General features: G+C 76.0%; 2 protein-coding genes and 1 pseudogene. All 3 read right to left on the bottom strand.

Going from position 1 to position 14,889, the window contains the following annotated elements; all coding sequences use genetic code 11:
- The coding region (locus GPJ59_RS23135; protein ID WP_219669447.1) for a type I polyketide synthase at positions 1–1,531 on the bottom strand (1,531 nt) is incomplete at its 3' end.
- A gap of 126 nt (positions 1,532–1,657) precedes the next feature.
- Positions 1,658–12,931 carry a type I polyketide synthase gene (locus GPJ59_RS23130; protein WP_219669446.1) on the bottom strand — a complete coding sequence of 3,758 codons (11,274 nt, stop codon included), beginning with the start codon at positions 12,929–12,931 and terminating at the stop codon, positions 1,658–1,660.
- A 63-nt stretch (positions 12,932–12,994) separates the two neighbouring features.
- Positions 12,995–14,836: pseudogene (locus GPJ59_RS23125) on the bottom strand (SDR family NAD(P)-dependent oxidoreductase); the annotation flags it as partial.
- Between the last annotated feature and the right edge of the window lie 53 nt (positions 14,837–14,889).

Here is a 14,889-nt window from a genome sequence, read left to right as displayed (position 1 = left end):
GGGCGGCGGCGGTGCGGGCCGAGAGGATCCAGGGCGCGCCGGTGACGGCGCCGGCCAGCACGGCCGGGCGGGTCCCGCCGTCCGGCTCCTCGGCGGCCGCCGGTCCGTCGCCCGCCTCGGGGGCGGTGTCGGGGGCGGTCTCCTGCGGGGTCTGCTCCAGGATGACGTGGGCGTTGGTGCCGCTGATGCCGAAGGCGGAGACGCCGGCCCGCCGCGGGTGGCCGGTCTCGGGCCAGGGCCGGGCCTCGGTGAGCAGTTCCACGGCCCCGGACGACCAGTCGATCTTGGGGGACGGCGCGTCCACGTGGAGGGTCTGCGGCAGCAGCCCGTGGCGCATGGCCATGACCATCTTCATGACGCCGGCGACGCCGGAGGCGGCCGAGGTGTGGCCGATGTTGGACTTCACCGAGCCGAGCCACAGCGGCTGGTCGGCGGGCCGGTTCTGGCCGTAGGTGGCGAGGAGGGCCTGGGCCTCGATGGGGTCGCCGAGGGTGGTGCCGGTGCCGTGCGCCTCGACCACGTCGATCTCGGCGGCCGGCACCCGGGCGTTGGCCAGGGCCTGCCGGATGACCCGCATCTGGGCGGGCCCGTTGGGGGCGGTCAGGCCGTTGGAGGCGCCGTCCTGGTTGACCGCCGTGCCCCGTACGACGGCCAGCACGCGGCGGCCCGCGCGGCGGGCGTCCGAGAGCCGCTCGACGAGCAGCATGCCGGCGCCCTCGGCCGGGCCGAAGCCGTCCGCGGCGGCGGCGAAGGCCTTGCAGCGGCCGTCGGCAGCCAGGGCCCGCTGCCGGCTGAACTCGACGAAGCCGGCCGGGTTGGACATGACGGTGACACCGCCGACCAGGGCCATGGAGCACTCGCCGCCCCGCAGCGCCCGGACCGCCATGTTCAGGGCGACCAGGGCGGAGGAGCAGGCCGTGTCGATCGTGACGGCCGGGCCCTCCAGGCCGAGGGAGTAGGCCAGTCGGCCGGACATGACACTGGCCAGGTTGCCGGTGCCGAGGTAGCCCTGGAGCTCGTCGGGGGCCTCGGTGATGCCGGAGGTGTAGTCGAGGGCGCTGAAGCCGACGAAGGTGCCGGTGAGGCTGCCGACGAGGGTGGCGGGGTCGATGCCGGCGCGTTCGACGGCCTCCCAGCCGGTCTCCAGCAGCAGCCGCTGCTGCGGGTCCATCGCCAGCGCCTCGCGCGGCGAGATCCCGAAGAAGTCGGCGTCGAACTCGTCGACGTCGTGGAGGAATCCGCCCTCCTTGACGTAGTTGGTGCCCGGCTTGTCGGGGTCGGGGTCGTAGAGGGACTCGATGTCCCAGCCGCGGTTGACGGGGAAGCCGCCGACGGCGTCGCCGCCGGCCGCGACCAGCTCCCACAGGTCCTCGGGGGAGGTCACTCCGCCGGGATAGCGGCAGGCCATGCCGACGATCGCGATCGGTTCGTGGCCGGACGCCTCCACGGCCTGCAGCCGCTTGCGGGTCTGCTGCAGGTCGGCCGTGGCCCGCTTGAGGTATTCGAGCAGCTTCTCTTCGTTGTTCGCCATGGTCGGTATCTCCGTGAGGCCCCGTGGGGCGGATCGCTGGCCGGCGGGTGGAAGGGGGAAGGGGTGCCTTCCGGTCCGGGTCGACGCCCGGTCCGGAAGGCACCCCTCCCGGTCGATCAGGTCGGATCAGGAGGTGCCCAGCTCTTTGTCGAGGAGGGCGAACATGTCGTCCGCGGTGGCGGACTCCAGGGCGCCGTCGTCGGTGGCGGCCTCGTCGGCCGCCGTGTCGCCGAACGTCCACAGCAGGGCCTCGAGGCGCTGCTTGAGCTTGGTGCGGGTGTCGGAGTCGGGCTGCGCGGCGGCCAGGGCGCCTTCGAGCCGGTCGAGTTCGTCGAGGACGGAGCCGACCGGGGCCGCCGACTCCGGCAGCAGGACCCCGCCCAGGTGCTGGGCGAGCGCCGCCGGGTTCGGGTAGTCGAAGACGATGGTGGCCGCGAGCTTGAGGCCGGTGGCCGCGCCGAGCCGGTCGCGCAGTTCGACGGCGGTCAGGGAGTCGAAGCCCAGGCCCTTGAAGGCGCGGCCGGGTTCGACGGCGTCGCCGGAGGCGTGGCCGAGGACGGCCGCCACCTTGTCGCGGACCAGGTCGAGCAGGAGGGTCTCCCGCTCGGCCGGGTTCGCGGCGGTGAGCTGCTCCACGAGCCGGGCCGCGGCGCCGGTGGCCGTGGTGGCGGCCTGCGCCGGTTCCTCGGCGGCCTTCAGCGCGGCGCGCGCCTCGGGGATGCCGTCGATGAGGGGGCTGGGGCGGCCGGAGGTGAAGCCCCGGGCGAACCGCTCCCAGTCGACGTCGGCGACGGCGCGGAACACCTCGTCGTGCTCGACGGCCTGGATCATGGCGTCCAGCGCGAGGTCGGGGTCCATCTCGATGACGCCGCGGCGGCGCATGTACTCCTCGACGCCGTCGCCCTCCATCATGCCGCCGCCGCCCCAGGCGCCCCAGGCCAGCGAGGTCGCGGTGAGGCCGCGGGCCCGGCGGGCCTGGGCGAAGGCGTCCAGGTAGGCGTTGCCGGGGGCGTAGCCGCCGTGCCGGCCGCTGCCCCAGACCCCGGAGTTGGAGGAGAAGAGCACGAACGCGTCGAGTTCGGTGTCGCCGAGCAGGTCGTCCAGGTGCCGGGCGCCGCCGATCTTGCCGGCGTTGATCTGCCGGTAGTCGTCGGCGGTCATCTCCTCGACGAGGGTGGTCTGGACGACGCCGACGGCGTGGACGACGGCGGTCAGCGGCCGGTCGGCCGGGATCGCGGCGAGGACCGCCTCGACCTGCGCCCGGTCGGCCATGTCGCACGCGGCGACGGTGACCTCGGCGCCCAGCTCTCGGATCTCCGCCGCCAGCTCCTCGGCGCCCGGAGCCCCGGGCCCGCGCCGGCTGGTGAGCACCACGTGCTCCGCGCCGGTGGCTGCCAGCCGGCGGGCCACCTGCGCACCCACCCCGCCCGTACCCCCGGTGACCAGCACCGTGCCACGCGGCGTCCACGAACGCACCGGCTCCCGCTCCCCCAGCGCCGCCCGCACCAGCCGCCGTCCGAAGGCGCCGCCGGAGCGGATCGCGACCTGGTCCTCGTCGCCGAGACCGGCCAGGACCCGGCCGAGCCGGCCGGAGGCCCGCTCGTCGAGGGTCTCGGGCAGGTCGACCAGGCCGCCCCAGGTGCGCGGCTGTTCCAGGGCGACGACCCGGCCCAGGCCCCACAGCTGGGCCTGCACGGGGTCGGCGGGGCCGTCCGCCGCAGAGGTGCTGACGGCGCCGCGGGTGAGCAGCCACAGCGGCGCGGTGACGCCCGCGTCGCCGAGCGCCTGGACGAGGACGAGCGTGCCGGTGGCGACGGCGTCCCGGTCGGCGCTGTCGCCGAAGAGGCAGACGATGCCGGTGAAGTCCTCGCCGGGCAGCCGGCCGGCCCAGGCCGTGCGGTCGGCGGCGGCCGGGTCGAGGACGAGCCGGCGGACGTCGGCGCCCTGTGCGGTGAGCGCGGCGACGGCGGCCTCGGTGCGCTCGGTGTCGGTGGCGGCCGGCGGCTCGACGACGAGCCAGCTGCCGGTGAGGCGGTCGGCGGCGTCCTCGGGCAGCAGCGTCCAGGAGACGCCGTAGCGCCAGGAGTCGACGGTCGAACGGGCGCGCCGGGAGCGGCGCCACTCGGCGAGGCCGGGCAGCAGCTCGCGCAGCGGCAGGTCCCCGTCGAGGCCGGCGGTGGCGGCCAGCGCGTCCAGGTCGCCCGCCTCCACGGCGGCCCAGAACTCGCTCTCGGACTCCTGCGCCGGAGCCTGCGGGGCGGCCGGGGCGGTGTCGGACTCCAGCCAGTACCGCTGCTGCTGGAAGGCGTACGTGGGCAGTTCGACGGTACGGGCGCCGCGCCCGGCCAGGACGGCCGCCCAGTCGGCGGCCGCGCCGCGGGTCCAGGCGGCGGCCAGGGAGGCCTGGAAGCGGGCCGGTCCGCCCTCGTCGCGGCGCAGGGTGCCGGTCGCCAGGACGTCGGTGCCGGCGGCCTCGGCGGTCTCCATCACGCCGTAGACGAGCACCGGGTGGGCGCTGGCCTCGACGAAGAACCGGTGGCCGGCGGCGAGCAGGGTGCGTACGACCGGCTCGAAGGACACCGGCTGCCGGCAGTTCTCGTACCAGTACGCCGCGTCCAGCTCGGGGCCTTCCAGCACCGCGCCGGTGACGGTCGAGTAGAGCGGGACCGAGCCCTTGCGCGGCTCCACGAAGGCGAGCAGCTCCAGGATGCGCTCCTTGAGCCGGTCGACCTGGGCGCAGTGGGAGGCGACGGTGGAAGGGATGACCTTCGCGCGGACGCCCTCGGCCTCCAGCGCGGCCACCAGTTCCTGAAGCGGGGCGACCTCGCCGGCGACGGTGACCGTGCCCGGGCCGTTGATGCCGGCGATGGACAGGGCGTCCCCGTACGGCGCGATCCGCGCCCGTACGACGTCCGCGCCCAGCGAGACCGAGGCGACCGCGCCACGGCCGACCAGCTCGTCGGCGAACAGCTGCGAACGCAGCACCACGATCTTCGCCGCGTCCTGAAGGGAGAGGGCGCCCGAGACCGCGGCCGCCGCGATCTCGCCCTGCGAGTGGCCGACCACCGCATCGGGACGGACCCCGGCGGCCTGCCAGAGCTCGGCGAGGGAGACCATCACGGTGAACAGGACCGGCTGGAGCACCTCGATCGCGGTCAGCTCCGGCGCGCCCTCGGCGCCCCGCAGCACCCCTTCGACCGACCAGTCGACGTGCGCCTCGACCGCGGCGGCGACCTCGGCGAACCGGGCCGCGAACAGCGGGGAGCCGTCGAGGAGTTCCACAGCCATGCCCGCCCACTGCGAACCCTGCCCGGGGAAGACGAACACGGTCTTGCCGTCGAGGTCGGCGGTGCCGGCGACGACCTGCGCGGTGGGGGCGCCGGCGGCCAGGGAGGCGAGGCCGGCGAGGGCCTCCTCGCGGCTGCCCAGGACGACCGCGGCGCGGTGTTCCAGCGTGGTCCGGGTGGTGGCCAGGGACAGGCCCACGTCGGACAGCGGCAGGTCGGTGGCGGCGGCCAGGTGGTCGTGGAGCCGCTGGGCCTGCGCCGCCAGGGCGGCCGGGTTCTTGCCGGACAGGGTCCACGGCACCGTGGCCGACGTGACGGCGGAGACGGCCGGCCGGCCGCCGGCCCCGGGCGCAACGTCCCGGGCCGCGGCGGGCCGGGGGGCCTGCTCCAGGATGACGTGGGCGTTGGTGCCGCTGAGGCCGAAGGAGGAGACGCCGATGCGCCGCGGGCGGCCGGTCTCCGGCCAGGTACGGGCCTCGGTGAGCAGTTCGACCGCGCCGGTGGACCATTCGACGTGCGGGGACGGCTCGTCCACGTGCAGGGTCCGGGCGAGGACGCCCTCGCGCAGCGCCTGGACGGACTTGATGACGCCGGCGATGCCGGAGGCGGCCTGGGTGTGGCCGATGTTGGACTTCAGCGAGCCCAGCCACAGCGGCCGGTCGTCGGCGCGGCCCTGCCCGTACGTCGCGAGCAGCGCGTGCGCCTCGATCGGGTCGCCGAGCCTGGTGCCGGTGCCGTGCGCCTCGACGGCGTCGACGTCCTGCGCGCCGAGCTTGGCGTTGGCCAGGGCCTGGCGGATGACCCGCTGCTGGGAGGGGCCGTTGGGGGCGGTCAGGCCGTTGCTCGCACCGTCCTGGTTGGTGGCGGAGCCACGGACGACCGCGAGGACGCGGTGGCCGTTGCGCTCGGCGTCGGAGAGCCGCTCCAGCAGCAGGACGCCCACGCCCTCGGAGAAGGAGGTGCCGTCGGCGGCCCCGGCGAAGGCCTTGCAGCGGCCGTCGGCGGCCAGCGCCCGCTGCCGCCCGAACTCCAGGAACTCGGCCGGGGTCGACATCACCGCGACACCGCCGGCGAGCGCCATGGAGCACTCGCCGCCGCGCAGCGCCTGGGCGGCCAGGTGCAGGGCGACCAGGGACGAGGAGCAGGCCGTGTCGACGGTGACCGCCGGGCCCTCCAGGCCGAAGCTGTACGCGACGCGGCCGGAGATGACGCTGTTGGACAGGCCGGTGCCGAAGTAGCCCTCGACGCCCTCGGGGATGTCGTGGAGCTCGGTGGCGTACCCGGAGGGGACGGCGCCGACGAACACGCCGGTACGGCTGCCCTTGAGCGTGGCCGGGTCGATGCCGGCCCGCTCGAAGACCTGCCAGGCGCCTTCCAGGACGAGCCGCTGCTGCGGGTCCATGGCCAGGGCCTCGCGGGGGGAGATGCCGAACAGTTCGGCGTCGAACCGGCCCGCGTCGTGCAGGAAGCCGCCTTCCTTGACGTACGTGCGGCCGGGCAGGCCCGGCTCGGGGTCGTAGAGGCCGTCGAGGTCCCAGCCGCGGTCGGCCGGGAACGCGCCGATCGCGTCGCGGCCTTCGGCGACCAGCTGCCACAGCGCCTCGGGCGAGTCCACGCCGTCGGGGAAGCGGCAGGCCATGCCGACGATCGCGATGGGGTCGTGGTCGCCGGCGGCGGCCGGGGCGGCGAGCGGGGCGTCCTGCGGCTGCGGCGCGTCGTCGCCGACGAGCTGGCCGCGCAGCTGCCGGGCGAGGGCGGCCGGGGTGGGGTGGTCGAAGACGATGGTGGCGGGCAGCCGCAGGCCGGTGGCCCCGCCGAGCCGGTTGCGCAGCTCGACGGCGGTCAGCGAGTCGAAGCCCAGCTCCTTGAACGCCTTCTCGGCTCCGACGGCCTCGCTGCCGGAGTGGCCGAGGACGGCCGCAGCGTGGCTGCGGACCAGGTCCAGCAGGGTGCGCAGCTGGTCGTCGGCGGACAGGGCGGCCAGCTTGCGGGCGAGCGCCGAGCCGCCGGCGCCGTCCACCGCCTCGACGATGCGGCGGCCGGTGGCGCGCACCAGGCCGCGGGCGAGGGCGGGCAGGGTCGCGGAGGCGGCCATGGCGCGCAGCGCCGCCGGGTCCAGGCGTACGGGCACCAGCAGCGGTTCGCCGCCCGCGTGGCCGGCGTCGAGCAGGGTCAGGCCCTCGGCCGGGGAGAAGCCGGTCATGCCGGAGCGGGCCATGCGGGCCACGTCCTCCTCCGACAGGTGGCCGGTCATGCCGCTGGCCTTGTCCCACAGGCCCCAGGCCAGGGAGGTGGCGGGCAGGCCGTGGGCGGCGCGGTGCTGGGCGAGGGCGTCGAGGAAGGCGTTGGCGGCGGCGTAGTTGCCCTGCGCCGGGCCGCCGATCACGCCGGCGGCGGAGGAGAACAGGATGAAGGCGGTCAGGTCCAGCTCGCGGGTGAGCTCGTGCAGCAGGGCGGCGGCGTCGGCCTTCGGCCGCAGGACGCGCGCGAGGCGGTCCGCGTCGAGGGAGGCGATGACGCCGTCGTCCAGGACGCCCGCGGCGTGCACGACGCCGCGCAGCGGGCGGTCGGCCGGTACGCCGTCCAGCAGGGCCTTCAGCGCCTCCCGGTCGGCGGCGTCGCAGGCCACCACCTCGGCGGAGCCGCCGAGCGCGGCGATCTCCGCGACGAGTTCGGCCGCGCCCGGGGCCTCGGGGCCGCGCCGGCCGGTCAGCAGCAGGTGCTTCACCCCGTGCTCCGTGACCAGGTGCTTGGCCACCAGCGCGCCCAGGGTCCCCGTACCGCCGGTGACCAGGACCGTACCCGCCGGGTCCCAGCCCTGCGGCACCGTCAGCACGATCTTGCCCGTGTGCTTGGCCTGGCTCATGAACCGGAAGGCGTCGGGGGCGCGGCGGATGTCCCAGGCTCGTACGGGCAGCGGCTCCAGCGCGCCCGACTCGAACAGCCCCACCAGCTCGGCGAGGATCTCGGCGAGCCGGTCGGGGCCGGCCTCGGCGAGGTCGAAGGCGCGGTAGGCGACGCCGTCGTGTCCGTCCGCCACGGCCTGCGGGTCGCGGATGTCGGTCTTGCCCATCTCGACGAACCGGCCGCCGCGCGGCAGCAGCCGCAGCGAGGCGTCGGTGAGCTCGCCGGCGAGGGAGTTCAGGACGACGTCGACGCCCTCGCCGCCGGTGGCGGCCAGGAAGCGCTCCTCGAAGGAGGCGTCACGCGAGGACGCGATGTGCGCCTCGTCCAGACCCGCCGCCCGCAGCGCCTCCCACTTCCCGGCACTGGCCGTGCCGAACACCTCGGCGCCCAGGTGCCGGGCGATCTGCACCGCCGCCGAACCCACACCACCCGCAGCGGCATGGATCACGATCCGCTCCCCCGCCTTCAGCCCCGCCAGGTCCACCAGCGCGTAGTACGCGGTCAGGAAGGCGGTCGGGGCGGCGGCGGCCTGTTCGAAGGACCAGCCGTCGGGAATCCTGGCGACGACCCGGCGGTCGACGACGGTCTGCGGGCCGAAGGCGCCCGGGACCGGGCCCATGACCCGGTCGCCGACGGCGAGGTCGGTGACGCCGGGGCCGACCTCGGTGACGACGCCGGCGCCCTCGTTGCCCATGGCCGCCTCGCCCGGGTACATGCCGAGCGCGATCATCACGTCGCGGAAGTTCAGGCCGGCGGCGCGGACCGCGACGCGGACCTCGCCCTCGCCCGGCGTACGGACGGCCGTGGAGGTCAGGGCGAGGTTCTCCAGGGTGCCGCCGGAGGCGGCGAGTTCCCAGGTGCCCGTGCGCGGCGGCGTCAGGGCGCCGCCCGGGGCGGTGGCCCGGACCAGGCGGGGCACCAGGACCGCGCCGGCGCGGACGGCGGCCTGCGGCTCGGCGGCGTGCCGGGCGGCTGCGACGGCCTGCGGGAGCAGCGCGGCCGCGTCGTCGTCGGCCGGGTCGAGGTCGACGAGGAGCACCCGGCCGGGGTTCTCGGCCTGCGCGGAGCGGACCAGGCCCCACAGCGGGGCGCGGGTGAGGTCGGTGACGTCCTCGCCGGGGCTCGCGGCCAGGGCGCCGCGGGTGACGACGGCCAGGACGGACCCGTCGAGGCGCTCGTCGGCCAGCCACTGCTGAAGGACGGTCAGGAACCGGGCGCCTTCCTCGCGCACCGCGTCGGCGAGACCCGGCAGGTCCGCCGGGGCGCCGCCGCCGAGCGGCAGGACGACGACGTCGGGAGCGGGGAGTCCGGCCGCGACGGAGTCGCCGACGGTCGGTACGTCGTCGAAGACCTGCGGGAAGACCCCGAGCCGCTGGAAGGCGGTCTCGACGCCGAGCCGGTCCTCGCCGAGGAGGAACCAGTCGTGCGGGGCGGCGGCCGGGGCCTCGGGGGCGTCCTGCACTGCCGTCCAGTCGAGGCGGTGGAGGGCGTCGGAGGTCCGCGGGCCCGCGTCGAGCGCGGCGGCGGTGACGGCCCGGGAGACCAGCGCGTCGACGGTCGCGACGGGGCGGCCCGCCGCGTCGGCGATCTCCAGGCCGACGCCGTCCTCGCCGGCCGGGGCGATACGCACGCGCAGGGCGGTGGCGCCCACGGCGTGGAGCGTGACGCCGTTCCAGGAGAACGGCAGCCGGATGCCCTCGGCCTCGCCGCGGGCGGCCGCCACCAGCCCGGCGTGGAGCGCGGCGTCGAGCAGGGCCGGGTGGAGCCCGAACCGGGCGGCGTCGTCGTGCTGTTCGTGGGGCAGCACGACCTCGGCGTAGATCTCCTCCCCGCCGGTCTGCCGCCAGACGCCGGTCAGGCCCTGGAAGGAGGTGCCGTACTGGTAGCCGGCGGCGGCGAGTCCCTCGTAGAACCCGTCGAGCGCGACGGCCTCGGCGCCCGGCGGCGGCCACGCGGCCAGGTCGAAGGAGCCCTCGCCGGCGGCGCTGCCGAGGAGTCCGGTGGCGTGCCGGGTCCACGGCGTGCCGTCGGCGGCGTCCTCGGCGAGGGAGTGCAGGGAGACGGGCCGGCGGCCGTCGTCCTCGGGCCCGCCGACGACCAGCTGGAGGCGGGCCGCGCCGTCGGCCGGCAGGACGAGGGGGGCCTCCAGGGTGAGTTCGTCGAGCCGGCCGCAGCCGACCTCGTCGCCGGCGCGGACGGCGAGCTCTACGAAGGCGGTGCCGGGCAGCAGGACGGTGCCGTCGACGGCGTGGTCGGCCAGCCACGGGTGCGTACGCAGCGACAGGCGGCCGGTGAGCACGGCCTGGTCGCCGTCGGCGAGGCGGACGGTGGCGCCGAGCAGCGGGTGGTCGGCGGCGCCGAGGCCGGCGGCGGAGACGTCGCCGGAACCGGAGGCCGCGACCTCCAGCCAGTAGCGCTCGCGCTGGAAGGCGTACGTGGGCAGGTCGACGCCGGCGTGGTCCTGGTCGGCGTATACGGTCTGCCAGTCGACGGGCGCGCCGTGCGTCCAGGCCTCGGCGAGGGAGGCCAGGAACCGCTGCGGGCCGCCCTCGTCGCGGCGCAGGGTCCCCTGCGTGACGGCCGTGGAGCCGGCCGCGTCGATGGTCTCCTGCACTCCGACGGTCAGGACGGGGTGGGCGCTGGACTCGACGAACAGGCCGTGACCGCGCTCCAGCAGGCCCTCCACGGCCTCCTGGAAACGGACGGTCTGACGGAGGTTGGTGTACCAGTACTCGGCGTCCAGCTCGGAGCCGTCGACCCAGTCGGCGGTGACGGTCGAGAAGAACGGGTAGTCGGCGGAGCGCGGGGTGATCCCGGCGAGCAGGCTCAGGACCTCGTCGCGGATGGACTCCACCTGCGGCCCGTGCGACGCGTAGTCCACGTTGATGCGGCGCGCCCGGACGCCGTCGGCCTCGCAGGCCGCCATCAGCTCGTCCAGGGCCTCCGGATCGCCGGACACCACGGTCGAGTGGGGGCCGTTGACCGACGCCACCGCCAGGCGGTCACCCCAGGCGGCGATGCGCTCGGCCACGGCCTCCGCTGTGTCCGCGACGGACACCATGCCGCCCTTGCCCGCCAGCGCGACGATCGCCTTGCTACGCAGCGCCGACACCTTCGCCGCATCCTCCAGCGACAGCGCACCCGCCACCGCCGCAGCCGCGATCTCACCCTGCGAGTGACCGATCACCGCCGCCGGCTCCACACCGGCCGCACGCCACAGCTCGGCCAGCGCGACCATCACGGCCCACAGCGCGGGCTGGACGACGTCCACCCGGTCGAAGCCCGGCGCGCCGTCCGCCTGCCGCAGCACCTCCAGCAGCGACCAGTCCGTGTACGGGGCCAGCGCCACGGCACACTCGTCCAGCCGCGCCGCGAACACCGGCGAGGACTCGTACAGTTCGACGGCCATGCCCGCCCACTGCGAGCCCTGCCCCGGGAACACGAACACCGGCCGGTCGGCGCCCTTCACCAGGGTGCCGTCCACGACCCCGGCGGCCGGGAGGCCTGCGCTCAGGGCGTCCAGGCCGGCCAGGAAGCCGTCCCGGTCCGCCGCGACGACCACACCGCGCCGTTCCAGCCCGGCACGGGTGACGGTCAGCGCCGTGGCGACGGCGGCGGGGTCCAGGTCGGTGCGGGACTCGGCGTACGCGTGCAGTCGGGCGGCCTGCCCGTGCAGCGCGGCGGTGGTCTTGCCCGACAGCGGCCACGGCACGAGTCCGCCGCCGAGCACCGAGGGGGCGGCCGGCTCGGGGGTCTCGGCCGGAGTCTCCGCCGGGGCTGCGTCCCCGGCGGCGGTCCCGGCGTCGGTCCCGGTCGCCGGGAGGTGCTGCTCGATGATGACGTGCGCGTTGGTGCCGCTGATGCCGAAGGAGGAGACGCCGGCCCGGCGCGGCCGGTCCCCGACGTTCCACTCCGCCGCCTCGGTCAGCAGCTCGACGGCGCCGGAGTCCCAGGCGATGTGCGGGGACGGCCGGTCGGCGTGCAGCGTGCGGGGCAGGACGCCCTCGCGCATCGCCATGACCATCTTGATGACGCCGGCGATGCCGGAGGCGGCCTGGGTGTGGCCGATGTTGGACTTCACCGAGCCCAGCCGCAGCGGCTGCGCGTCGGCCGGGCGCCGGCCGTACGTGGCGAGCAGCGCGCCGGCCTCGATCGGGTCGCCGAGCGCGGTACCGGTGCCGTGCGCCTCGACCACGTCCACGTCCTGGGTGGTCAGGCGGGCGTTGGCGAGCGCCGCCTTGATGACGCGCTGCTGGGACGGGCCGTGGGGGGCGGTCATGCCGTTGGAGGCGCCGTCCTGGTTGGTGGCGGTGCCGCGGACGACGGCCAGGACCGGGTGCCCGTTGCGTACGGCGTCGGAGAGCCGCTCGACGAGGAGGATGCCGGCGCCCTCGGCCAGCGCCATGCCGTCGGCGTCCGCGGAGAAGGCCTTGCCGCGGCCGTCGGCGGCCATGCCGCGCTGCTCGCTGTAGCCGATGAACTCCAGCGGGGTGGACATGACGGTGACACCGCCGACGAGCGCCATGGAGCACTCGTCGGCGCGCAGCGCCTGGGCGGCCATGTGCAGGGCGACGAGGCCGGAGGAGCAGGCCGTGTCGACGGAGACGGCCGGACCCTCCAGCCCGAAGGTGTACGCGACGCGGCCGGAGACCACGCTGGCCGCGCTGCCGGTGGTCAGGTGTCCCTCGTAGCCCTCGGGGATCTCGGGCAGCGACCAGCAGTAGTCGAGGTTGTAGCAGCCGATGAAGGTGCCGGTACGGCTGCCCTTGACCGAGTGCGGGTCGATGCCGGCGCGCTCGAACGCCTCCCAGGAGGCCTCCATGACGAGCCGCTGCTGCGGGTCCATGGCCAGGGCCTCGCGCGGGGAGATGCCGAAGACGGACGGGTCGAAGTGGCCGGCCTCGTAGAGGAACCCGCCCTCCTTCACGTACGTGCGGCCGGGGCGCTCCGGGTCCGGGTCGTAGATCGCCTCGAGGTCCCAGCCGCGGTCCTCCGGGAACGGGCCGATGGCGTCCCCGCCCTCGGCGACCAGGCGCCACAGGTCCTCCGGCGACGCGACGCCGCCGGGGTAGCGGCAGGCCATGCCGACGATGGCGATGGGCTCGTGACCGGCGTCCTCGACCTCGCGCAGCCGCTGCCTGGTCTCGTGCAGATCGGCCGTGACCCACTTGAGGTAATCGCGGAGCGTCTCTTCGTTCGTCGCCATGGGGACCTCTTCGAACCTCTCGGATAGAGCTGGATTTCGTAGTGACCTGACCGGAGGACGCCCTTACTCCGGGCGGCCGAATTCCTTGCGGATGAATGCGAAGATCTCGTCGTCGGACGCGGAGTCGAGCTGTTCGCTGACGGATCCGGTGTCCGACACGGCCTGGGCGTCCTTCCAGTGGGACAGGAGCGTCTCCAGGCGGCGGGTGAGGTTCTTGCGCTCCTCATGGCCGAGGGCGAGCGAGAGCAGGTCGGACTCCAGGCGGTCGAGTCCGCCGTGCACGGACTCCACGGTCGCCTGCTCCCGCTCGGCCGTGCCGAGGAGTTCGCCGCGCAGGTAGCCGGCGAGCGCGGCGGGGGTGGGGTGGTCGAAGACCATCGTGGCGGGCAGGGTGAGACCGGTCGCGGCGCCGAGCCCGTTGCGCAGGGACACGGCCGTCAGCGAGTCGAAGCCGAGGTCCTTGAAGGCCCGCTGGGCGTCGACGGCGCCGGCCGACGCGTGGCCGAGGACGGCCGCGGCGTGGCCGCACACCAGGTCGCAGAGCATCCGGTCCTGCTCCTCGCCCGACAGCTCGCCGAGCTTGTGGCGCAGGGCGTCGGCCGCGCCGCCGTCGGCCCCGGCCGCCGTACCGGGCCGGGCGGCGGCCTCCAGGATGCGGCGGGCCTCCGGGACGTCCTCGGTGAGGCGTCCGGTGCGGGCGGAGGTGAACAGGGGCAGGAAGCGGTCCCAGTCGACGTCGGCGACGGCCACGGCCGTCTCGTCGTGGTCGAGGGCCGCGCGCAGCGCCTGCAGGGCGTCGGCCGGGTCCAGCAGCGGCAGTCCGCGCTGCGCGGAGCGCTCGTGGAGCTCGCGCGCCTCGTCGGGGTGCTCCGCCGCGTCGAACAGGTCCCACACGCCCCAGCCGACCGAGGTCGCCGGCAGCCCGCGGGCGCGGCGCTGCTGGGCCAGGGCGTCGAGGTGGGCGTTGGCCGCGGCGAAGGCCGCGTGCTCGCCGCCGCCCCAGTAGCCGGTGACGGAGGAGAACAGGGCGAAGGCGTCGAGGGCCGGGCCGTCGGCGCCGAAGACCTCGTCGAGGGCCAGGGCCGCGGGGACCTTGGCGGCGACGGCCTCGTCGAGGTGCCGGGCCGTCGTCACGTCGAGCGGGGCGAGTTCGACGTGCGCGGCGGCGTGGACCACCGTACGGACGGCCGCCCCGGCCTCCTGCGCAGCGGCGGCGATCTTGGCGAGGGCCGCCGGGTCCGCGCCGTCCCACTCCGCCACGGTGGCGTGGACCCCGCGGTCCGCCAGCTCCCTTGCCAGGGCCTCCAGCGCGGGGGTGCTGCCGGCGGGGTCCGTGGTGAGCAGCAGCCGCTCGGCGCCGGCGTCGGCGAGTCTGCGGGCCGCCTCGGCACCGAGCGGGCCGGCGGCCCCGGTGAGCAGGACGGTGCCGGCGGGCTCCCAGACCCGGGCCGGCGCTTGCTCGGGCAGCGGGGCGCGGACGATGCGGCGTACGTACGTGCCGGCCGTGCGCAGCGCGACCTGGTCCTCGCCGTCCGGCCGGGCGAGCAGCGCGGCGAGGCGGCCGGCGGCGGCCTCGTCGAGCTCGGCGGGCAGGTCCACGAGGCCGCCCCAGGTCTGGGGCCGCTCCAGCGCGGCCACCAGGCCGAGGCCCCAGACCTGCGCCTGGGCGGCGCTGCGCGGGGCGTCCTCCGGCCCGGCGGCGACGGCGCCCCGGGTCGCGGCCCACAGCGGGGCCTCGATACCGGCGTCGTCGAGGGCCTGGACGAGGGCGAGGGTGGCGGCGGCCGGTCCGGTGCCGTGCACGTCGGCCGCGTCGGCCGCGTCGGCCGCGTCGGCCGTGTCGTCCGCGGACAGCAGGGACAGCACGCCCGCGAACGGCCCCTGGTCGGCCTGGGCCGCGCGCAGCAGTTGCTGGCTCTTCTAACCATATGGAGCCGCCGAGCGTGTTACGCGTGTAG

It is taken from the genome of Streptomyces bambusae, assembly GCF_019400985.1.
Lineage (GTDB): Bacteria > Actinomycetota > Actinomycetes > Streptomycetales > Streptomycetaceae > Streptomyces > Streptomyces bambusae_A.
This window is presented reverse-complemented; position numbering and strand designations above follow the sequence as displayed.